This is a genomic window from Kosakonia sp. YIM B13571 (assembly GCF_042788095.1).
Lineage (GTDB): Bacteria > Pseudomonadota > Gammaproteobacteria > Enterobacterales > Enterobacteriaceae > Kosakonia > Kosakonia quasisacchari.
In genome coordinates this window covers 504,187-527,075 of the sequence record NZ_JBHZPL010000001.1, presented here as the reverse complement: position 1 = coordinate 527,075, position 22,889 = coordinate 504,187, and the positions used below count along the sequence as shown (strand labels likewise).

Annotated in this window: 18 protein-coding genes; 7 read left to right on the top strand and 11 right to left on the bottom strand. The window is 54.0% G+C overall.

Annotated elements, in window-relative coordinates; genetic code table 11:
- Positions 1–9 precede the first annotated feature (9 nt).
- Both nagA and nagB read right to left on the bottom strand, forming a co-directional pair.
- Entirely contained in the window at positions 10–1,158 is a 1,149-nt protein-coding gene (nagA, locus tag ACFX4O_RS02510; RefSeq protein ID WP_131406280.1) for an N-acetylglucosamine-6-phosphate deacetylase, read from the bottom strand.
- Positions 1,159–1,221: 63 nt separating this feature from the next.
- Positions 1,222–2,022 carry a glucosamine-6-phosphate deaminase gene (gene nagB, locus ACFX4O_RS02505; protein ID WP_017455911.1) on the bottom strand — a complete coding sequence of 267 codons (801 nt, stop codon included), beginning with the start codon at positions 2,020–2,022 and terminating at the stop codon, positions 1,222–1,224.
- Positions 2,023–2,353: 331 nt separating this feature from the next.
- On the opposite strand from nagB, the gene nagE reads away from it, so the two are divergent.
- The 5 genes from nagE to ACFX4O_RS02480 all read left to right on the top strand — a co-directional run bounded on the left by nagE (position 2,354) and on the right by ACFX4O_RS02480 (position 11,217).
- A complete protein-coding gene (nagE, locus tag ACFX4O_RS02500; RefSeq protein ID WP_380207038.1) occupies positions 2,354–4,372 on the top strand; it encodes an N-acetylglucosamine-specific PTS transporter subunit IIBC in 2,019 nt (672 codons plus the stop codon).
- Between the two features lie 115 nt (positions 4,373–4,487).
- Positions 4,488–4,919: a membrane lipoprotein lipid attachment site-containing protein gene (locus ACFX4O_RS02495; RefSeq protein ID WP_380207036.1), complete on the top strand. Its 432-nt coding sequence runs from the start codon at positions 4,488–4,490 to the stop codon at positions 4,917–4,919.
- A gap of 83 nt (positions 4,920–5,002) precedes the next feature.
- Complete coding sequence (gene glnS, locus ACFX4O_RS02490; protein WP_131406283.1) at positions 5,003–6,670, top strand: glutamine--tRNA ligase; 1,668 nt, start codon at positions 5,003–5,005, stop codon at positions 6,668–6,670.
- Between the two features lie 449 nt (positions 6,671–7,119).
- Positions 7,120–8,517 (top strand): chitoporin, encoded by a 1,398-nt coding sequence (gene chiP, locus ACFX4O_RS02485; protein WP_380207034.1) that lies wholly within the window; start codon positions 7,120–7,122, stop codon positions 8,515–8,517.
- A 45-nt stretch (positions 8,518–8,562) separates the two neighbouring features.
- Positions 8,563–11,217 (top strand): beta-N-acetylhexosaminidase, encoded by a 2,655-nt coding sequence (locus ACFX4O_RS02480; protein ID WP_380207032.1) that lies wholly within the window; start codon positions 8,563–8,565, stop codon positions 11,215–11,217.
- A gap of 115 nt (positions 11,218–11,332) precedes the next feature.
- Here ACFX4O_RS02480 and fur read toward each other — a convergent pair whose 3' ends face one another.
- The 4 genes from fur to ybfF form a co-directional block, all read right to left on the bottom strand.
- On the bottom strand, positions 11,333–11,779 hold the full coding sequence (gene fur, locus ACFX4O_RS02475; protein WP_007373881.1) for a ferric iron uptake transcriptional regulator: 447 nt from the start codon (positions 11,777–11,779) through the stop codon (positions 11,333–11,335).
- Between the two features lie 291 nt (positions 11,780–12,070).
- Complete coding sequence (fldA, locus tag ACFX4O_RS02470) at positions 12,071–12,601, bottom strand: flavodoxin FldA (protein WP_170312041.1); 531 nt, start codon at positions 12,599–12,601, stop codon at positions 12,071–12,073.
- A 163-nt stretch (positions 12,602–12,764) separates the two neighbouring features.
- Positions 12,765–13,046 (bottom strand): LexA regulated protein, encoded by a 282-nt coding sequence (ybfE, locus tag ACFX4O_RS02465; protein ID WP_017455918.1) that lies wholly within the window; start codon positions 13,044–13,046, stop codon positions 12,765–12,767.
- Between the two features lie 132 nt (positions 13,047–13,178).
- Positions 13,179–13,952, bottom strand: a complete 774-nt coding sequence (ybfF, locus tag ACFX4O_RS02460) for an esterase (RefSeq protein ID WP_380207029.1) — start codon at positions 13,950–13,952, stop codon at positions 13,179–13,181.
- Positions 13,953–14,134: 182 nt separating this feature from the next.
- On the opposite strand from ybfF, the gene seqA reads away from it, so the two are divergent.
- Together seqA and pgm are read left to right on the top strand one after the other, a co-directional pair.
- Positions 14,135–14,689: a replication initiation negative regulator SeqA gene (seqA, locus tag ACFX4O_RS02455; RefSeq protein ID WP_380207027.1), complete on the top strand. Its 555-nt coding sequence runs from the start codon at positions 14,135–14,137 to the stop codon at positions 14,687–14,689.
- A 24-nt stretch (positions 14,690–14,713) separates the two neighbouring features.
- Entirely contained in the window at positions 14,714–16,354 is a 1,641-nt protein-coding gene (gene pgm / locus ACFX4O_RS02450; RefSeq protein WP_380207025.1) for a phosphoglucomutase (alpha-D-glucose-1,6-bisphosphate-dependent), read from the top strand.
- Between the two features lie 51 nt (positions 16,355–16,405).
- Here the strand turns inward: pgm and ACFX4O_RS02445 are convergent, their stop codons facing one another.
- Genes ACFX4O_RS02445 through kdpB form a run of 5 tightly spaced genes read right to left on the bottom strand, consistent with a single transcriptional unit; the run spans position 16,406 to position 22,869 of the window.
- Positions 16,406–16,834 carry an EamA family transporter gene (locus tag ACFX4O_RS02445; RefSeq protein ID WP_380207023.1) on the bottom strand — a complete coding sequence of 143 codons (429 nt, stop codon included), beginning with the start codon at positions 16,832–16,834 and terminating at the stop codon, positions 16,406–16,408.
- Positions 16,835–16,867: 33 nt separating this feature from the next.
- Positions 16,868–17,545, bottom strand: coding sequence for a two-component system response regulator KdpE (gene kdpE, locus ACFX4O_RS02440; RefSeq protein WP_131406291.1), 678 nt, complete (start codon positions 17,543–17,545; stop codon positions 16,868–16,870).
- A complete protein-coding gene (gene kdpD, locus ACFX4O_RS02435; protein WP_380207021.1) occupies positions 17,542–20,229 on the bottom strand; it encodes a two-component system sensor histidine kinase KdpD in 2,688 nt (895 codons plus the stop codon). Before kdpD ends, kdpE begins: the two co-directional genes overlap by 4 nt.
- Before the next feature lie 3 nt (positions 20,230–20,232).
- Positions 20,233–20,808, bottom strand: coding sequence for a potassium-transporting ATPase subunit KdpC (gene kdpC / locus ACFX4O_RS02430; protein ID WP_380207019.1), 576 nt, complete (start codon positions 20,806–20,808; stop codon positions 20,233–20,235).
- 12 nt (positions 20,809–20,820) lie between these two features.
- A complete protein-coding gene (gene kdpB, locus ACFX4O_RS02425; RefSeq protein ID WP_131406294.1) occupies positions 20,821–22,869 on the bottom strand; it encodes a potassium-transporting ATPase subunit KdpB in 2,049 nt (682 codons plus the stop codon).
- Positions 22,870–22,889: the final 20 nt, after the last annotated feature.

The window sequence follows — 22,889 nt, the reverse complement described above, 5'->3', positions numbered from 1 at the left end:
ACCGTCTCTTTATGCAGTGACGACCTCGTTGCCATTAACGATGGTCTTGATGATTTTATAATCGCGCGTGAACGCCGTCAGGTTCGCCACTTTCCCCGCAGCGAGACTTCCCAGCTTTTCGTCAACGCCAATGGCGCGAGCGGGGTAGAGAGTTGCCATACGCAGCGCTTCATCCAGCGCAATGCCGACATGCTCCACCAGATTTCGCACCCCTTCGATCATCGTCAGGGAGGAACCGCTCAGCGTTCCGTTTTCGTCCACGCACAGTCCATTACGGTAGTATATTGTTTTGCCAGCAAAAATGAACTGCTCAATATTCGCCCCCGCTGGCGCTGTCGCGTCAGTTACCAGGCAAAGTTTGTCGCCTTTCAATCGCTTAGCATTACGGATATTAACGTAATCGACATGCAGACCGTCTGCAATCACACCACAGTAAACGTCTGTGTCATCCAGTACTGCGCCTGCCAGACCAGGCTCACGGCCGGTAATGTACGGCATGGCATTATATAAATGTGTGGCGAAAGTGATCCCGGCGCGGAAACCCGCTTTCGCCTCTTTTAGCGTTGCATTGGAGTGACCGGCAGAAACCACAATGCCTGCATCAGCTAACTGGCGAATTACCGCATCGCCGGCCATTTCTGGGGCCAGCGTAACTTTGGTGATCACATCGGCGTTTTGGCACAGGAACTCGACTAACGCCGGGTCCGGTTTACGCACGAATTCCGGGTTGTGAGTCCCTTTTTTAACAATATTCAGCCACGGTCCTTCCAGATGAAGGCCCAGTGCCTGGTGCGGGTATTTAGCCAGGTAATCGCGCATTACCTGCACGCCCTGTTTCATTAATTCGTCGCTGGTGGTAATCAGCGTCGGCAGGTAGCTGGTGCAGCCGGATTTCTCATTCGCCTGCTGCATGATCTCCAGCGTTTTTATGCTAACGGCTTCTGCGGTGTCGTTAAACTGTACACCGCCACAGCCGTTGAGCTGTACGTCGATAAAACCGGGGGCAAGGATGGCGCCACTCAGCGAGCGTTGTTCAATTCCTGTTGGCAGCTCAGCCAGCGGACAAAGGCGTTCAATCAGACCATTGGCGACAACAAGCGCGTGATCATCCAGAATTTCATGGCCGGTGTAGATTCGGCCCTGGGTTAAAGCATACATAACGACCCCCGGTTAACTAGGTATACCGCTCCGCAGGATCCGCCTCGCGGAGCGGGAACTGACTTACAGACCTTTAATATTTTCCGCTTCTAACTCGTTGAAGTATTTCAACGTTTTCACTTTCAGCTCCATCGTGGATGGTTCGTCGCAGACGATGACGGCTTTCGGATGTAACTGCAGGCAACTGATGGTCCACATGTGATTAACGTTGCCCTCTACCGCCGCTTGCAGCGCCTGCGCTTTCACGCCGCCGAGCACCAGAATCATTACTTCTTCTGCATCCAGCAATGTGCCTACACCCACGGTCAATGCGTATTTCGGCACCTGATTCACGTCGCCGTCAAAGAAGCGAGAGTTTGCTACGCGGGTGTCATGGGTCAGGGTTTTAATACGGGTACGCGATGCCAGCGAAGAGGCCGGTTCGTTAAACGCGATATGCCCATCATTCCCCACGCCCCCCATAAACAGGTGAATTTTGCCGTAAGAACGAATTTTTTCTTCATAGCGGCGACATTCTGCGTCAATATCCGGCGCGTTGCCATCAAGCAGGTTAATATTTTCAGCCGGAATATCAACATGATCGAAGAAATTGCGGTGCATAAAGCTGTGGTAGCTTTCCGGGTGGTCTTTCGGCAAGCCGACATACTCATCCATGTTGAAAGTGACAACGTGCTGGAAACTGACCTGGCCTGCTTTGTGCATCTCAACTAATGCTTTGTACGCGGTGAGCGGGGTTCCACCGGTTGGCAAGCCAAGAATAAATGGGCGATCTGCGGTCGGTTTGAACGCGTTGATACGGTTGACGATATGGCGGGCTGCCCATTTGCCGACTTGTTCAGCTGTCGCCAGGGGAATCAGTCTCATTGTTCACCTCAAAAGTTAAATGAAGAAAGTTGGCGGAATGCGTGCTAACTCAGCGTTAAGCGTAACCTGGTTCGCGACAGAGAGAAGGGAGCAATCCGTCCTGATATTTTTAATCATAAAATAAGTTTTACCTGTTTGCCAGTGATTGGGAGGGTGATTGACGATACTTAGTGATTTTAATCACAGAAAATACGCTTTTAATTTGCGAGGCGAATTAATTTTTCACACACTCTGTCAGGTAGTGAGAAAATAGCCGTGATTTCAGGGTTAGTGACACAATAAAAAACGACTGTTTCAGTGAGCTCTCATCGGGTTCATAGGGGGAATAAAAGTGAGTATTCTAGGTTATCTGCAAAAGATCGGCCGCGCGCTAATGGTGCCTGTCGCCACGCTGCCTGCGGCGGCAATTCTGATGGGTGTCGGGTACTGGATTGACCCGGTTGGCTGGGGTGGTCAAAACGCAGTGGCAGCGTTTTTCATCCAGTCCGGCTCCGCCATTATCGATAACATGGGCGTGCTGTTCGCGGTGGGTGTCGCTTATGGTATGTCAAAAGACAAAGATGGTGCTGCGGCGCTGGCTGGCTTTGTCGGCTTCCTGGTTCTGACCACGCTCTGTTCACCGGCAGCTGTGGCAATGATCCAAAAAATCCCTGCGGATCAAGTTCCGGCCGCATTTGGCAAAATCAAAAACCAGTTCGTCGGTATTCTGGTGGGGATCATCGCTGCTGAGCTGTATAACCGCTTCAGCAGTGTTGAACTGCCGAAAGCGCTCTCTTTCTTTAGCGGTCGTCGTCTGGTGCCGATCCTCACCTCGTTTGTGATGATCGTCGTTGCTTTCATCATGATGTATATCTGGCCGGTCGTGTTTAGCGGTCTGGTGGAATTTGGTGAGAGCATTCAGAAACTCGGTTCCGTTGGTGCGGGCGTTTACGCCTTCTTTAACCGTCTGCTAATCCCGGTCGGCTTGCACCACGCGCTCAACTCTGTGTTCTGGTTTGACGTTGCGGGCATTAACGATATTCCTAACTTCCTCGGTGGCGCACAGTCTATCGAAGCCGGTAAAGCGGTGGTTGGTGTCACTGGCCGTTACCAGGCGGGCTTCTTCCCGATCATGATGTTCGGCTTACCGGGTGCGGCGCTGGCGATTTATCACTGTGCACGCCCGGAAAATAAAGCCAAAGTTCTGGGTATCATGATGGCGGGCGCATTTGCCTCGTTCTTTACCGGTATCACCGAGCCGCTGGAATTTTCCTTTATGTTCGTTGCACCGGTACTGTATGTGATCCACGCAGTGCTGACGGGGATCTCCGTATTTATCGCCGCAAGCATGCACTGGATTGCCGGTTTCGGCTTCAGCGCAGGCCTGGTGGATATGGTGCTCTCCTCGCGTAACCCGCTGGCAACCCACTGGTGGATGCTGATCCCGCAAGGCCTGGTATTCTTCGTTATCTATTATGTGGTTTTCCGTTTCGCTATCACCAAGTTCAACATGCTGACACCGGGTCGCGAACTGGCTGTTTCCGGCGATGAAGCGGATGGTCAGGATATGAATGTCAGCGGTAACACCGAGCAGGATGTGAGTGGCCTGGCGCGTCAGTATATTGCCGCGATCGGAGGGTCTTCTAACCTGACCGGTATTGACGCCTGTATCACCCGCCTGCGTTTAACGGTGAAAGACTCTTCGTTGGTGAACGAATCTATGGCGAAACGTCTTGGTGCATCCGGTGTTATTCGTCTTAACAAAACCGGCGTGCAGATTATCGTTGGTTTCGTGGCGGAAAAAATTGCCGATGCAATGAGAACGGCAGGCGATGTTCCGGCGGCAGGTAACGCTGCGCCCGTAGCGGCTCCGGCGGCAACGGTAAAGCCGCAGGCGGTACCGAACGCGACAACCATCGCTGAGTTGGTATCGCCTATCACTGGTGAGCTGGTGGCACTGGATCAGGTGCCGGATGAAGCCTTTGCCAGCAAAGCAGTCGGTGACGGCGTGGCGGTGAAACCGACGGATAAAATCGTGGTTTCTCCGGCTGCGGGCACCATTGTGAAAATCTTCAACACTAACCATGCGTTCTGCCTGGAAACCGAGAAAGGCGCGGAAATCGTTGTCCATATGGGCATTGATACCGTAGCGCTAGGTGGCCAGGGCTTTACTCGCCTGGTTGAAGAGGGCGCGGAAGTGGTGGCGGGGCAGCCGATCCTCGAAATGGATCTGGAGTACCTCAATGCCAATGCCCGTTCAATGATTAGCCCGGTTGTGGTCAGCAATATCGACGACTTTAGCGGTCTGGTTATCAAAGCGCAGGGCGCGGTGGTTGCTGGTCAGACTCCGCTGTACGAAATTAAAGGCTAATAGCTCCTGAGTAAGCATGAATGCCTTAAGCGGCGGGGGAATATCCTCCGCCGCTTTTTTTTGCCTTGCATTTAATCAGTGCCATACTGATGTCGCTTTTATTATGGGGATGATGATGAAAAGGATAATTTGCGCGTTCTGTATCGCACTGGCGTTAAGCGGCTGTATTCCACGTTACGCCACGCTGCGTCCACACTACGAAGTGGATGTGCGTAATGCGGCTGGAGAACCGATCTCAACGGCAATGATGTGGGTGAGCACCGGGCGTTCACCGCCGGGGTATTACCCGGCGGCGGAAGCGTTTCGGGCTGACAGGCAGGGGCATATCGATGTTGAGAAAAAATCCCAGTGGGAAAATATGATTTTCTTTTTGCACGGGACGAATTTCTACTCGTGGGGCTGGTGTATTGAAGCGCCGGGTTATGTGCCGCAAAACGGCGAGGGCGATGAGATAGAAAGCCCGGTCATTCTTAAATCGACCACGCAAGATTTGCGCTGCCGACAAGCGCAGGACGTAGCTGAATACCTTTCGCCCGGGCATCAGTGATTTGTATAAGTAAAGGTTGTTTCCTGCGTCCTCTTATTAGATCATATGCCGTTATACGTTGTTTACGCCTTGAGGAACCTGTGATGAGTGAGGCTGAAGCCCGCCCGACTAACTTTATTCGCCAGATCATTGATGAAGATCTGGCCAGTGGTAAGCACACCACCGTCCATACCCGTTTTCCGCCGGAGCCGAATGGTTATTTGCACATTGGCCACGCGAAATCGATCTGCCTGAACTTTGGTATCGCGCAAGATTACCATGGTCAGTGCAACCTGCGTTTCGATGACACTAACCCTGCAAAAGAAGACATCGAATACGTTGAATCTATTAAGAACGACGTGCAATGGTTGGGCTTTAACTGGTCTGGTGACATCTGCTACTCTTCGGATTACTTCGACAAACTGCACCAGTACGCGATTGAGCTTATCAACAAAGGTCTGGCCTATGTTGACGAGCTTTCCGCTGATGAGATCCGTGAATATCGCGGCACGCTGACTGCGCCGGGTAAAAACAGCCCGTATCGCGATCGCAGCGTGGAAGAGAACCTGGCGCTGTTTGAGAAAATGCGAGCGGGTGGTTTCGAAGAGGGTAAAGCGTGTCTGCGCGCGAAGATCGACATGGCGTCGCCGTTTATCGTGATGCGCGATCCGGTGTTGTACCGCATTAAATTTGCTGAACATCACCAGACCGGTAACAAGTGGTGCATCTACCCGATGTACGACTTTACACACTGCATCAGCGATGCGCTGGAAGGCATTACCCACTCGCTGTGTACGCTGGAGTTCCAGGATAACCGCCGTCTGTATGACTGGGTGCTGGATAACATCACCATTCCGGTTCACCCGCGCCAGTATGAGTTTTCGCGTCTGAATCTGGAATACACCGTGATGTCCAAGCGCAAACTGAACCTGCTGGTGACTGATAAGCATGTTGAGGGCTGGGACGATCCGCGTATGCCGACCATCTCCGGTCTGCGCCGCCGTGGCTACACCGCTGGCTCTATCCGCGAATTCTGCAAACGTATCGGCGTCACCAAACAGGACAACACCATTGAGATGGCTTCTCTGGAGTCCTGCATTCGTGAAGACCTGAACGAAAACGCGCCGCGTGCGATGGCGGTTATCGATCCGGTAAAACTGGTTATCGAAAATTACCCGCAGGGCAGCAGCGAAATCGTCAGCATGCCGAACCATCCGAATAAGCCGGAAATGGGTACCCGCGACGTGCCGTTTAGTGGTGAAATCTGGATCGATCGTGCAGATTTCCGCGAAGAAGCTAACAAACAGTACAAACGTCTGGTGCTGGGTAAAGAGGTTCGCTTGCGTAATGCTTACGTCATCAAAGCAGAACGCGTAGAGAAAGATGCAGACGGCAATATCACCACTATTTTCTGTTCTTACGATGCGGAAACGCTGAGCAAAGATCCGGCCGATGGTCGCAAAGTGAAAGGGGTAATTCACTGGGTGAGCGCACAGCATGCGCTGCCGGTCGAAATCCGCCTTTACGATCGTCTGTTTAGCGTACCGAATCCAGGTGCGGCAGAAGATTTCCTGGCGACGATCAACCCGGAATCGCTGGTTATTAAGCAAGGTTACGCCGAACCGTCGTTGAAAGAAGCACAGGCGGGAAAAGCTTACCAGTTCGAGCGTGAAGGCTACTTCTGCCTCGATAGTCGTTATGCAACCGCTTCCAAAGTGGTTTTCAACCGTACCGTGGGCCTGCGCGATACGTGGGCGAAAATCGGTGACTGAGTAAGTCAACCAGAAACAATTGTGTTAAAGCGCCGCTTTCAGCGGCGCTTTTTTTTGCTTATCGATTAGGTTGTTACACTTTATATATATTCGCGTCGCGAATTAATATGTCTTCTCATTGATGTCTGTATCGAATGGGTAGAAAGCATTTTTGCGGTTTTAAAAGTTAATTTGAACGTGTAATCGCTATCAATTAGCATTAATGACTTTATTTTTATGGTTTTTAATTTATTTTCTCCTGTTTTGTGTAACATGTTTCAAAACGCTACTGAATATGTGCTCTTCGTCATAATCCTGTCATTTTGCCGCTAAAAAACATTGATAATTCGCGTCGCGAAAAATAGTCTTAAGCCGGTAGTGAATTCGGGGGTTTTCGTAACTACCTAAACTATTTGACCTTTTTTCGTCATCTCCGGCGATTTTTTTAATACGTCTAGAAGGAATCACTCATGCGTACGTTTAGTGGCAAACGTAGTACGCTGGCGCTGGCAATCGCCAGTGTCACAGCAATGTCGGGCTGGGTTGTCTCTCCACAGGCTCATGCAGCAGGCTTTATCGATGATTCCACGCTCACGGGCGGTATCTATTACTGGCAGCGTGAACGTGACCGCAAAGATGTTCTGGAAGATAAATACAAAACCAACCTTTCCCATTCGACATGGAACGCGAACCTGGATTTCCAGTCCGGTTATGCCGCCGATATGTTTGGGCTGGATATTGCGGCCTTCACCGCCATCGAGATGGCGGAAAACGGTGACAGTGCGCACCCGAACGAAATCGCCTTCTCCTCCAGCAATAAAGCCTACAAAGAAGACTGGTCAGGTGATAAGAGCGGGGTCAGCCTGTATAAAGCCGCGGCGAAATTTAAATATGGTCCGGTATGGGCGCGCGCGGGTTACATCCAGCCAACTGGCCAGACACTGCTCGCGCCGCACTGGAGCTTTATGCCCGGTACTTATCAGGGTGCGGAAGCCGGGGCGAATTTTGACTACGGTGATGCCGGGGCGTTGAGTTTCTCCTACATGTGGACCAACGAATACAAGTCGCCGTGGCATATCGAGATGGACAAGTTCTATCAAAACGATAAAAAGACCAAAGTTGATTATTTGCACTCGGTTGGTGCGAAGTATGACTTTAAAAACGACCTGATCCTGGAAGCGGCGTTTGGTCAGGCTCAGGGCTATGTCGATCAATATTTCGCAAAAGCCAGCTACAAATTCGATATCGCAGGTAGCCCCCTGAGCACCAGTTACCAGTTCTACGGCACGCGCGACAAAGTCAGTAATGGCGGCGTAAACGATATTTATGACGGCACCGCCTGGCTGCAAGCGCTGACGTTTGGCTACAAAGTGGGGCAGGTCGATCTGCGTCTGGAAGGCACGTGGGTTAAAGCTGATGGTCAGCAGGGGTACTTCCTGCAACGTATGACGCCGACGTACGCCTCATCCAACGGGCGGCTGGATATCTGGTGGGATAACCGCTCTGACTTTAATGCCAACGGTGAAAAAGCGGTGTTCTTCGGCGCGATGTATGACCTGAAAAACTGGAACCTGCCGGGCTGGACAGTTGGCGCGTCATACGCTTACTCCTGGGATGCAAAACCCGCAGACATGGCAACGCCAGATGCCTATTACGACTCGAACTACCGCCTGAAAGAGTCTTCTTACAGCCTCGATGCGATTTACACCCTGCAAGAAGGGCGTGCGAAAGGCACGATGTTCAAATTGCACTTCACCCAGTACGACAACCATTCCGACATCCCAAGCTACAGCGGCGGTTATGGCAACATCTTCCAGGATGAGCGCGATGTGAAGTTTATGGTTATCGCACCGTTTACCATTTTCTGATGAGCGCATGCCGGGTTCGTCCCGGCAAACTACAAGGAATATGTAATGAAAACAGTTCGTTTAAGTTTGCTCGCCAGTGCCGTACTGGCGATGCTGGGCAGCACTGCTGCGCTGGCGAATCAGAGTACCGTTGATGCTATCAGCCAGTTTCATCTCAATTATGCGGTGAAAGATAATTTCGCCGCGCAACACGGCGTGAACTGCGCGAAGCTCGGCGCGGATTGGGCCTCCTGCAACAACGCGGTGATCACGCTGACCAATAATGGCGACGCGGTGACCGACAAAGCCTGGGCCATCTATTTTCACAGCATTCGTCCGGTGCTGGAGGTGGCGAACGATCAGTTCAAAGTGACCCACATTATGGGCGACTTGCATAAGCTGGAGCCGACCGACAAATTCACTGGTTTCCCGGCGAAGCAGGCGATAGAGATCCCGATTATCAATGAATACTGGCAGTTGTTTATCACCGATGTGCTGCCACGCTGGTACGTCACCGCCGACGGCGCGACGGCGAAAGTGATTGCCAATACGGACACGGAAGATTTATCCCGCTTTGTTACACCGCTTGATAATCAGTGGAAACGGACGCCGGACGACAAAAATATCCTGATGACTGCCGAGGCGCGCTTTGAGAAAAATAGCGATGTGAAAACGCTCAATCTCGCGTCGTTGCGCGGCCAGATTGTGCCAACGCCGCAGCAGGTTAACATCCACGGGCAGGATGTCGACCTGAGCCAGGGCGTGAAGCTGGATCTTTCCGCGCTGAGTGCCGATGCACAAAATGCGGTGAAATCGCGTTTTGCGTTGCTAGGTGTGAAGGAGGGTGGTTATCCGCTGCGTACAGAAATCGCCAGCAATGTTTTTACCGGTGAACAAGCGGTTTCCGGGGCTTACCTGCTACACATTGGCGCGAAAGAAACCGTGGTGACCGGCTACGATCCGGCGGGCGTGTTCTACGGTCTGCAATCGCTGCTGTCGCTCATTCCAGCCACAGGCGAGATGAAGATTGCCGCGCTTGAGGCGAAAGATGCGCCGCGTTTTGATTATCGCGGCATTCAGCTGGATGTCGGTCGCAACTTCCACAGTAAAGCGGCGGTGCTGCGCCTGTTGGATCAGATGTCGGCGTACAAACTCAACAAATTCCATTTCCATCTTACGGATGATGAAGGCTGGCGCATTGAGATCCCCGGCCTGCCAGAACTGACCGATATCGGCAGTAAGCGTTGTCATGATTTGAGTGAGAAAACGTGCCTGTTGCCACAACTGGGCTCCGGGCCGGACAGCAACAACAACGGCAGCGGTCACTTTAGCCGTGCGGATTACATCGAAATCCTCAAATATGCCAAAGCGCGACAGATTGAAGTGATCCCGGAAATCGATATGCCAGCTCATGCGCGTGCCGCCGTGATCTCAATGGAAGCGCGTTACGAGCGCCTGATGAAAGCGGGCAAAGAGAAAGAGGCGCAGCAATATCGCCTGCTGGATCCCACTGATACCTCGAACACCACTGGTGTGCAGTTCTATAACCGTACCGGCTATCTCAATCCGTGCCTTGATTCGTCGCGTAACTTTGTGGACAAAGTGATTGGCGAAATCCAACAGATGCATAAAGAAGCCGGGTTGCCGCTGAATACCTGGCATTTTGGCGGTGACGAAGCGAAAAACATCTATCTTGGCGCTGGTTATACGGATCAGAAAAAACCGGAGGCGGGCAAAGGCATTATCGATCAGAGCAATCAGGATAAGCCGTGGGCAAAATCGCAAGCCTGCCAGGCGATGATCAAAGAGGGCAAAGTTGCCGATGTTGAACATCTCTCCAGTTATTTCGGCGTGGAAGTCAGCAAGCTGGTGAAAGCGCACGGTATCGGCACAATGCAGGCGTGGCAGGATGGTTTGAAAGATGCCAAAGATGCATCAGTGTTTGCCACCGATCATGTCAATGTTAACTTCTGGGATACGCTCTACTGGGGTGGTTTTGACTCGGTGAATGACTGGGCGAACAAAGGCTTCCGCGTTGTGGTCTCTAACCCCGATTATGTGTATCTCGATTTCCCGAATGAAGTAAACCCGGCGGAAAGCGGCTACTACTGGGGCACGCGTTTTAGCGATGAACGTAAGATTTTCAGCTTTGCCCCGGACAACATGCCGCAGAACGCGGAAACCTCACTTGATCGTGATGGCAATCCGTTTAGCGCGAAATCTGACAAATTGTGGCCGGGCGCGTATGGCCTTTCCGCGCAGTTGTGGAGCGAAGTGGTGCGCACCGATAATCAGATGGAGTACATGATCTATCCGCGAATGGTTTCGGTGGCTGAACGCGCATGGCACCGCGCGGGCTGGGAGCAGGATTACAAAGCCGGACGTGAGTATAAAGGCGGCGAGACACATCTGGTGGATGTGAAAGCGCTGGAGCGAGACTGGCAACGCTTTGCGAACCTGTTAGGTCATCGCGAACTGGCGAAACTGGATAAGGCTGGTGTTCATTACCGCTTACCGGTTCCAGGAGCGCGTGTGGTGGGTGGAAAACTGGAAGCCAATACCAGCTTCCCTGGCATGGTGGTTGAGTTCTCAACCGACGGCGGCAAACACTGGCAGCGCTATGATGATAAAGCGCGTCCGCAAGTAAGTGGGGAAGTGCAGGTGCGCACTGCCAGCCCGGACGGCAAACGCTTTAGTCGTGTCGACAGCGTAAAAGCGTAATTTGAGGCAGTGATTAAACCCGGGGGCGCGAGCTTGCCGGGTTTTTTCTTTCAGTGCCGGTATTGCAGGCAAAAAAAAGCCAACCGTCAGGCTGGCTTTTTGGGTTTCAAAGCAGTTATTTCGCGTCGTGCGCGTGTTCATCTTCGCGGCAGTCGCCTTCGGCGCAGTGACCGTAAAGGTAAAGACTGTGGTTAGTCAGACGAATGCCGTGTTTCGCGGCGATTTCACGCTGACGCGCTTCAATGGAGTCATCACTGAATTCAATCACTTTGCCGCAATCGAGGCAGATTAGGTGATCGTGGTGATGCTGCTGAGTCAGTTCAAAAACGGACTTGCCGCCTTCGAAGTTATGACGGGTCACAATCCCGGCGTCGTCAAACTGGTTCAGTACACGGTAAACTGTTGCCAGCCCGATCTCTTCGCCCATGTCGATCAGTCGTTTGTATAAATCTTCCGCACTGACATGATGGTTATCCGGTTCCTGAAGCACTTCAAGGATTTTTAACCGAGGAAGCGTGACTTTCAGGCCGGCCTTCTTTAATGCGGTATTGTTGTCAGTCATGCGGAATCTGTCCTGTTGCTATACGATTCACTTCCTTAGCGGAAGTTATAAGGAATGCACCTGGGGTAATGCGTCTCATTATAGAACTGCCATGGCTGGATGAAAACTGCAAGCCCTCAAGTAAAGTAAGCTTATAAAACGTGGTGTCGCCAGCAAAGTCCTTTACGACGGCACCCAGTTTAGCAGGGCTTATTGTACAGCGATGGAGAAAAAAGTTAAAAATTTGTAGCAATTATTTCCATTGCTTTTATCTATTAATACGGCGTAACCCACAGATTACGCCATAAAAAATCAGGCGTTAATGATATCGTCCAGATGCAGCTCTTCGCGCACCTGTTTTACCCATTTCTGTACGCGCTCTGATGTCAGCTCTGGTTGACGGTCTTCGTCAATCGCAAGGCCAACAAAATGATCGTCGTCCGCGAGACCTTTAGAGGCTTCAAAATGGTAGCCCGCAGTTGGCCAGTGACCGACGATGGTTGCGCCGCGCGGTTCGATGATATCGCGAATGGTACCCAGCGCATCGCAGAAATACTCCGCGTAATCCTCCTGGTCGCCACAGCCGAACAGTGCCACTAATTTACCGTTAAAGTCGATCTCTTCCAGCGTCGGGAAAAAGTCATCCCAGTCGCACTGCGCTTCACCATAGTACCAGGTAGGAATGCCGAGCAACAGAATGTCATACCCTTCGATATCTTCTTTGCTGCTCTTGGCAATGTCATGGACGTCGGCAACGTCTTTACCTAGCTGACTCTGAATCATTTTCGCGATGTTTTCGGTGTTACCGGTGTCGCTGCCAAAGAAAATGCCTGTAATTGCCATGAGTAAAATAACCTCTTGAAACTTAATGAGTATGGTGGTGGCGCTACGCCCACAGATAAGGGCAATCATAGCAGAACAGGGAAGCGCGCGGAAACTGCTATCGCGTCGGACTGCACTGTATGACACATGAAAGTGTTATTTCGACGAGGTTTCGGAGGATTCGCTAGCCGCGCAATGCCTTCAACTGTGCCAACAGCATCTCTTCGATAAGCTCGCTGCGGCTCATATCACGCGCTTCTGCCAGCTCGTTTAACGCATCGACGGCTTCCACATTGAGTTTTAGTTCGACACGCTTAAGCCCACGAACTTTATCGCGTTTTAGCTGATTGCGTTTGTTGATGCGCAACTGTTCATCACGCGAGAGCGGGTTTGTCTTCGGCCGTCCCGGGCGACGCTCATTCGCGAACAGATCTAGTGTCGTACGGTCCGTTTGTTCTTTAGCCATGGTCTAAGCATACTACGGGAAAAACAAGCAATCGGGCGGCACGCCCGGGCTGAATAGCGCGCCATCATACATCAGCACAACGGACACGCCAACGACCGGGCGCGTTGAAACGACCGGTCGCCGCCTTTTTAATCAATTCGTCTTTTCAGCGAGATAGCGGCGGATGGCACGCATAACCGCGTCGGGTTTCTCGGCATGTACCCAGTGGCCGGAACCGGCAATTACATGCGCCCGTGCCTGCGGGAACTGCGCCAGCAACGCGTCACGGTACGCTTCGGTGACATAAGGAGAGTTCCCACCACGAACGAACAGGGCCGGTTTATGCCATGCAGGAACCGTTTCCCAGCCGACAATATGCGGGTATTGATCCCACAACACCGGCACGTTGAAACGCCACTCGCCATCAACAAACGATTTCAGCAGGAATTGAATGACGCCTTCTTCATTTATATGTGCGCGCATTAATGTGGCGGCTTGCTGGCGAGTGGATGCCCCTGCATCGCTCACCGCGTTGATGGCGGCAAAAATTTCGTCATGGCGGCGCACCTGGTAATCCACTGGCGCGATATCAATCGCTACCAGTTGATCAATCCGCTCCGGGGCAAGTGCTGTTAATGCCATCACGGCTTTACCGCCCATGGAGTGGCCAATAAAGGTCGCTTTGTCGAGCTGATGAGCGTCCAGCGTATCCAACAGATCCTGCGCCATTGCCGGGTAGTTCATTTCTGCGGCGCGCGGTGAAAGCCCGTGGTTACGCATATCCACTTGCAACACGTCATGATCCTGAACCAGCTCGCGGGCGAGCACACCAAGGTTATCGAGACTGCCAAAAAGACCGTGAACAAGGACGATCGGAGAATTGTTGTGCGGATGTTGCGCAGTTTGCGCGCACGTATTCAATTTCATGGCAAAGTTCTTTTTTTCACTCATTCGGGTTAGGTTATTATGTTGAACATTCTGCCGCCCGGCCGCAAGGTTAAGAATTACTCTTAGTTTTGCCGCCATCCTGGTTTGACGCTATCCGCTGTTGAGATTTCACTTTATAATCCCAACACTTGTATTCAGATAAGATATCGCACTGGATTAAGATGAAAACGATCGAAGTTGATGATGAGCTCTACAGTTATATTGCCAGCCACACGAAGCACATTGGCGAGAGCGCATCCGACATTTTACGGCGCATGTTAAAATTTTCCGCCGTACCACAATCACAGCCTGCCGCTTCCCCTGCGCCGGTAAAAGAGACGCGTATTGTCAGCACTGTTGAAAGTGTTAAACCGACAAACACCGCCAAAGACAAAGTCCGCGCCGTGCGCGAGCTGCTTCTGTCTGATGAATACGCCGAGCAGAAAAAGGCGGTGAATCGTTTCCTGCTGGTGCTGTCTACACTCTACTTACTGGATGATAAAGGGTTTACGGAATCCACCGAGTCTCTGCATGGGCGCACGCGCGTATACTTTGCCGCGAACGAGCAAACGCTTTTGCAAAACGGCAATCAAACCAAGCCGAAACAGGTGCCGAACACCCCTTACTGGGTCATCACCAACACCAATACGGGTCGTAAATGCAGCATGATCGAGCACATCATGCAATCAATGCAGTTCCCCGCGGAATTGATTGAAAAAGTTTGCGGCACAATTTAATCCTTGCATTGAAAGGACCAGGCAATGGCTAACCATCCGCGTGCGGGGCAACCTGCACAACAGGGCGATTTGATCAACGTCGCTCAGCTTACTGCGCAGTATTACGTGCTGAAACCGGAAGTCGGAAATTCAGAACATGCGGTGAAGTTCGGAACATCCGGCCACCGTGGCAGCGCAGGTCGCCACAGCTTCAACGAGCAACATATCCTCGCCATCGCTCAGGCTATCGCTGAAGAGCGTGCGAAAAACGGTATTACCGGCCCGTGCTATGTGGGTAAAGATACCCACGCGCTGTCTGAACCCGCCTTTATCTCTGTGCTGGAAGTGCTGGCAGCCAACGGTGTAGACGTTATCGTGCAGGAAAATAACGGCTTCACGCCGACGCCTGCCATCTCAAACGCTATCCTGGTTCACAACAAAAACGGCGGCGCGCAGGCGGACGGCATTGTTATTACGCCGTCGCATAACCCACCAGAAGACGGCGGTATCAAATACAACCCGCCAAATGGTGGCCCTGCAGATACCAACGTCACCAAAGTGGTGGAAGATCGTGCCAACGCACTGCTGGCAGACGGCCTGAAAGGCGTAAAACGCATTACGCTGGATGCCGCGCTGGCGTCCGGTCATGTGACGGAAAAAGATCTGGTACAGCCGTTTATTGAAGGGCTGGCGGATATCGTCGATATGGCGGCTATCCAGAAAGCGGGTCTGAAACTGGGTGTCGACCCGCTGGGCGGTTCCGGTATCGAATACTGGAAACGTATTGCTGAGCACTACAAGCTGGATTTGACCATTGTTAACGATCAGGTCGATCAGACGTTCCGCTTTATGCATCTCGACAAAGACGGCGTTATCCGTATGGACTGCTCCTCCGAGTGCGCCATGGCGGGTCTGCTGGCGCTGCGTGACAAGTTCGATCTGGCCTTCGCCAATGATCCGGACTACGACCGTCACGGCATTGTCACTCCGGCTGGTCTGATGAACCCGAACCACTACCTGGCGGTCGCGATCAATTACTTGTTCCAGCATCGTCCGCAGTGGGGCAAAGAGGTTGCCGTGGGTAAAACGCTGGTTTCCTCGGCAATGATTGACCGCGTGGTAAATGACCTGGGTCGTAAGCTGGTGGAAGTTCCGGTCGGCTTTAAATGGTTTGTTGATGGCCTGCATGATGGCAGCTTCGGCTTCGGCGGCGAAGAGAGCGCAGGTGCTTCTTTCCTGCGTTTCGACGGCACACCGTGGTCAACGGATAAAGACGGTATCATCATGTGCCTGCTGGCTGCGGAAATCACCGCTGTCACCGGGAAAAACCCGCAGCAGCACTACGATGAGCTGGCAGAACGTTTCGGCGCACCGAGCTACAACCGTTTGCAGGCTTCTGCCTCTTCCGCGCAGAAAGCCGCGCTGTCTAAGCTTTCCCCGGAAATGGTCAGTGCCAGCACGCTCGCTGGTGACCCGATCACCGCGCGTCTTACCGCTGCACCGGGCAACGGCGCATCAATTGGCGGATTGAAAGTGATGACCGACAACGGCTGGTTTGCCGCACGCCCGTCAGGTACAGAAGACGCCTACAAAATCTACTGTGAAAGTTTCCTCGGTGCTGAACATCGTCAGCAGATCGAAAAAGAAGCGGTAGAGATTGTCAGCGAAGTGCTGAAAAACGCCTAAACGCTGAAAAGAAAAGGCTCCCTCGGGAGCCTTTTTACTGCCTGTTAGCCATTACCCCAGCGCCACCATCAGCGCACCGGCGGTTATCAACGCCACACCCGCCGCGGAAAGCAGCGAAATCTTCTCGCCAAACAGCACCACCGCCAGAATCACCGCAAACACCACGCTGAGCTTATCAATCGGCGCCACGCGCGACACATTCCCGGTTTTGATCGCCATAAAGTAGAACAGCCACGACAGCGCACCGGCTACGCCGCTTAGCACCACAAACAGCAGCGCTTTTTTATCGGCGAAAACCGTCGAAATCAGCGACAGCTTGCCCTGAATCACTACGACACCCACCAGAAAAAGCGCCATCACCACCGCGCGGATTGCGGTCGCGGTATTGGCATCAAGATGTTGTAAACCGATTTTGCCGAAGATGGTCACCAGCGCAGCCGTCAGCGCTGACAACAAGGCATAAATTAACCAGGCACTCATGATTTCCCTCCCAAAAATCAGAAGGATACGCCGTCAGAGCATAAACCGGTAGCCGATACCTGTTTCCGTAAGTAAATGGCGAGGGCGCGCCGGATCGACTTCCAGCTTTTGCCGCAAATGTCCCATATAAATACGCAAGTAATGGCTGTGTTCCACGGCATTCGGGCCCCAGACCTGGCTAAGCAGCTGGCGCTGCGTCAGGACTTTCCCGTGGTTATTGAGCAGTACCGCCAGCAGGCGAAATTCAATTGGTGTGAGGTGGAGTTCTTCATCACCGCGTTGGATACGGCGGTTAGCCAGATCGACGCGGATATCAGAAAAGGTAACGACCGGTTCGTCAGGCGTTGATGCAGCATGGCGGCGCAGCGCTACGCGTAAACGCGCTTGCAACTCGCCAATGCCAAACGGTTTGCTGAGATAATCATCGGCACCTGCATCCAGCGCGGCGATTTTGTCGCTCTCTTCTGTACGTGCAGAGAGCACAATCACCGGCATCTTGCTCCATTGGCGCAGGTCACGGATAAAGTCGAGCCCGTCACCGTCCGGCAGCCCCAAATCGAGGATCACAAGGTCCGGTTTGCGGGTGGCGGCTTCAATTAACCCACGCTGTAATGTTTCTGCTTCATGGACGCGCAGCCCCTCGGCTTCCAGCGCGGTACGCAGAAAACGGCGGATAGCTTGTTCATCTTCAACAATCAGAACGTTGATCACAGATCCTCAGGTAATTCATCCAGTTGCGGCGGTGTTTCCCGTGGAAGTGTAACACAAAACAGCGCCCCTCCTTGTGGGCGATTGCGGGCGGCGATAGTACCGCCATGTACCTCGACAATCGCCTGGCAAATCGCCAGCCCCAGCCCAACACCGGGAATGGCTGACTCTTTCGTTCCGCGGGCGAATTTATCAAAAATCGCCGCTTCCTGACCTGTGGGGATCCCCGGCCCGTTATCCCATACATCCAGCGTCAACTGATCCGGTGTACTGTGCGCGGTAATGCCGATTTCGGCGCGATGCCCGGCATATTTCACCGCATTTTCCAGCAGATTAATCAACACGCGCTCAAATAATGGGCCGTCAACATGCACCAGCATCAGCGGATCGGGCAGGTTGAGCGCAATATGCTGGCCGCCAAGCCCTGGCTCCAGCGTTCGCAACGCGCTGCCAATTACCTCTTCGAGGGTCAGCCACTCTTTTTTCAGGTTAAAGCCGCCAGACTGGATACGCGCCATATCCAGCAAATTGTTCACCAGCCGCGTGGTGTTCAGCACATGCTGGCGGATTTCGTTAGCTTGTGGCGCATGTTTTGAACCTTCGCTGGCCAAATCCAGCGTCAGGATTTCCGCCTGACCAAACAGCACGGTCAGCGGTGTGCGCAGATCGTGAGACAGCGCCGCCAGCAGCGAGTTGCGGATGCTTTCGCGCTCGCTGGCAAGCCGCGCCTGCTCTTCGCTGGTGGCTAACGCCTGACGCTCCAGCGCACTGGCGACCAGCAGCGTGAAGGTTTCCAGCAGGCGCTGCTGTTCTGGGATCATCAACTGGCGTAAATTCGCCGGTTCGACAATCAATAAACCGTGTGTTTTTTGATCGCTTTTCAGCGGTAGAATTTGGTACGGCACGCCGGGCAGGGTATCGGTACCGGCACCTGCTGGCTGGCCTTTATCAAAACTCCAGCGGGCGATGGCATCATCCCACGGCGTCATACCGTGCGTCTGCGTTACGGCCGCCAACTGGCCATGGCTGTTCGGCAGCAACAATTTGCTGCGCGCATTAAAGGTGGAGTGGATAAAGGTTTCGCTGGTCGCGGCAATATCCTGATTGCTACGCCCAACCGCCAGCGCTTTTGACATCTCATACAGATGGCGGGTGCGCTGCTCCCGGTAGCGCGCCACGCGCGCCTGATAACGAACACCGGCCGTCAGGTTACCAATCACCAGGCCTACCGTCAGCATCACGCCAAACGTTAGCAGGTATTGCACATCGGAAACCGCCAGCGTACCGCGTGGGGCAATAAAAAAGAGATCGAAGCTGACAACGTTAATTACTGTGGCGAACGCGGAGGGCCAGCGGCCAAAAAACAGCGCCACCAGCACCACGCCAAGCAGATAGATCATCACCAGGTTGGCGGCATCAAATGCAGTCAGCCACTGCATAGCGATTAACGTAATGGCGGCGCAAAGCGCAAGCGCGACGACGCAGCCTTTGAGCTGCACGCGAAAGCGATCCATAAAGGGTCGCACATCCCCGGCGCGGGCGGGCAGGGGAGTTGGCACGTCCTCCAGCGCAATAATCACCAGATCAAGATCCGGCGCGCGCCTGGCGAGCTTATCGGCAAAGGATTCCCGGCTCCACCACTGGCGCTTATGGCGCCTGCCGATCAAGATCTTGCCGAGATTATGTTCGCGTGCATAACGCAAAATGGCCCGGTCTTCAGCCGGGTCGGAAAGGGTGGCAGTTTCCGCGCCCAACTCTTGTGCCAGGCGTAGCGCACTTAAAATAGCCCGCCGCTGCGGTTCCGGTAGTTTATGCAGCGTCGGCGTTTCGACGTACACCGCATGCCAGGCGCTGCCGAGCTTTGCCGCCAGGCGCGCGGCGGTGCGGATCAGCTTCTCATTACCGGCACCGTGGCCGACGCAAAGTAAAATCGCATCACGCGTATGCCAGACTTTTTCTTCGCCCTGGCGGTCGCGCCAGGCGCGCATTTGGTCATCTACGCGATCGGCTGTACGCCGCAGTGCCAGTTCACGCAGGGCAATCAGGTTGCCTTTACGGAAGAAGTGTTCAATAGCGCGTTCTGCCTGGCCACCGATATAGACTTTGCCTTCGTGCAAGCGTTGGCGCAGGTCATCCGGCGGTAAGTCCACCAGCACCACTTCATCGGCGCTGTCAAAGAAGGGATCCGGCACCGTTTCTCGCACCTGAATCCCGGTCACGCCGCTAACGACATCGTTCAGGCTTTCGAGGTGCTGAACGTTGACGGTGGTAAACACATCAATTCCCGCCTCCAGCAGCTCTTCGACATCCTGCCAGCGTTTCGGGTGGCGCGAGCCGGGCGCGTTACTGTGCGCCAGCTCGTCCATCAAAATAAGCGCTGGACGCCGCGCAAGGGCGGCGTCCAGATCAAACTCCTGAATTAAGCGTCCGCGATGATGAATGCGCCGGGTGGGTTGCGTTGCCAGCCCCTCCAGCAGCGCGGCGGTCTCTTTTCTTCCGTGGGTTTCCACCACGCCAATCAGAATATCCAGCCCTTGCGCCCGCAGCCGCTGCGCTTCCTGCAGCATCGCAAAGGTTTTCCCCACCCCGGCGCAGGCGCCAAAAAAGACTTTCAGTTTGCCCCGGTGCGCGGTGGCAGCATGCTCCAGCAGGCGGTCGGGATTGGGGCGCAAAGGCTCATCAGTCATGCTTTATTTGTCCTTGAGCGCATCCAGCGCCAGATTAAGTTCCACCACATTCACCACCGGCTGGCCGATAAAATTCACCAGCGGCGTTGAGGTGTGTTCTGCCACCAGTTTCGCCACCGCCTGCACCGGCAGGTTGCGCGCCTGCGCCACCCGAGGGATCTGCCATGTGGCAGCCTGTGGAGATAGCTGCCCATCCAGGCCGCTTGCCGAGGTGGTTATGAGTTCCACCGGTACATGGGCGTCTGCTTGCGGGTTTTCGGCCCGCAGTTGCGCGACGCGCTGCGCCACCTCTTTATCCAGTTCCGGGTTGCTGCCCGCCAGGTTACTGCCGCCGGACGCCATAGGATTATACGGCGCGTCTGCTGTGGCGGAAGGGCGGCCGTGAAAATATCCCGGTTGGGTAAAATTCTGCCCTAACAACAGTGAGCCGCGCACGCTGTCACCTTCACGAATAAGTGAGCCGTTGGCCTGATCGTGAAACCACCATTGCCCCAGCGCGGTGGTCAACAGCGGGTAAAGCCCACCGGTAATCAGGGTAAAGAGTATCAAAAGCAGAAATGCGGGACGTAATAAAGCCATTTTATCTTCCTCTTACACCAGGCCGAACAGCGTGAGAATAAGGTCGATCGCTTTGATGCCAATAAATGGCACGATCAAACCGCCCAGCCCGTAGATCCACAGGTTGCGACGCAGCATGGCGGAAGCGGTCAGCGGTTTGTAGCTCACCCCTTTCAATGCCAGCGGGATGAGAAACACAATCACCAGTGCATTAAAAATCACCGCGCTCAAAATCGCCGATGCCGGGGAGTGCAGGTGCATCACGTTGAGCATATTCAGTTGCGGATAGGTCGCTGCAAACGCCGCCGGGATAATGGCGAAGTACTTCGCCACATCGTTAGCGATACTGAAGGTGGTCAGTGAGCCGCGCGTCATCAGCATCTGTTTACCGATATGTACCACTTCAATCAGCTTGGTGGGGTTGGAATCCAAATCCACCATGTTGCCCGCTTCTTTCGCGGCCTGCGTACCGGAGTTCATTGCGACCGCCACATCGGCTTGCGCCAGCGCTGGCGCGTCGTTTGTGCCATCCCCGGTCATCGCCACCAGCCGTCCTTCTGCCTGATACTGGCGGATCAGCGCCAGCTTGGCTTCCGGTGTTGCTTCGGCCAGAAAATCATCGACACCCGCTTCGGCGGCAATCGCCGCGGCGGTCAGGCGGTTATCGCCGGTGATCATCACCGTTTTAATGCCCATTTTGCGTAGCTGGGCAAAACGCTCTTTAATACCGCCTTTGACGATATCTTTCAGCGCGATCACGCCCAGCACTTTTGCCCCTTCGGCAACCACCAGCGGCGTTGCCCCCTGGCGCGCCACGCGTTCGACCAGTGCTTCGACATCTGCCGGGAACTGACCACCATTCGCTTCGATATGGCGGCGAATGGCATCGACGGAACCTTTGCGGATCATCCGGTCCTGCACGTTAATTCCGCTCATGCGGGTTTGCGCGGTAAACGGCACAAAGGTCGCTTGCAGGCTCTGCACGTCGCGCTCGCGCAGGTTAAAGCGCTGTTTTGCCAGGATAACAATGCTTCGTCCTTCTGGCGTTTCGTCGGCCAGGGATGAAAGCTGCGCGGCATCGGCCAGCGTTTTTTCATCTACGCCCTGGGCAGGCAGAAAGTCGGATGCCTGGCGGTTACCTAGCGTGATGGTGCCGGTTTTATCCAGCAATAACACGTCGACATCGCCCGCCGCTTCCACCGCGCGCCCGCTGGTGGCAATGACGTTCGCGCCCAGCATGCGGCTCATCCCCGCAACACCAATCGCGGAAAGCAGCCCGCCGATAGTCGTCGGGATCAGACACACCAGCAGGGCAACCAGCACGGTAACACTCACTGGCGTGCCGCCATACACGGAGAAGGGCCACAGCGTTGCCGTTGCCAGCAGGAACACAATCGTCAGCGCCACCAGTAAAATGGTCAGCGCGATTTCATTTGGCGTTTTACGCCGCTGCGCGCCTTCCACCATCGCGATCATGCGATCGAGGAAGGTTTCGCCGGGGTTAACGCTGCACTGGATCACCAGCCAGTCAGAGAGAATGCGCGTACCACCTGTTACTGAGGCAAAATCGCCGCCGGATTCACGAATAACCGGTGCGGATTCCCCGGTAATCGCGCTCTCATCTACTGAGGCTCCGCCTTCGATCACTTCGCCATCGCAGGGAATAATATCGCCTGCTTCGACCAGCACGATATCGCCTTTGCGCAGATCTTCCGCCGGGATATGGTCGATTTGTGCATCGTGCTGCGGCGCGCGCAGTTTGCGGGCGAAAGCGGTCTTTTTCACCCCTTTCAGGCTGTTGGCCTGCGCTTTACTGCGGCCTTCCGCCAGCGCTTCCGCGAAATTGGCGAACAGAACCGTCACCCACAGCCACACGCTGACCGCGCCGGTGAACCATGCGCTGCCGTCGAGATGACCAGTCGCCATCGCCACTGCCAGCAGGGTAGTTAACACACTGCCAATCCAGACAATGAACATCACCGGGTTATGCCACTGCACATGCGGGCTTAACTTGGTCACGGAATCCATCAGCGCCTGGCGAACAAGGTTTGGTTCGAAAAGCGCCAGTTGTTTACGACTCATATAACGCGTCTCCGCCAGTC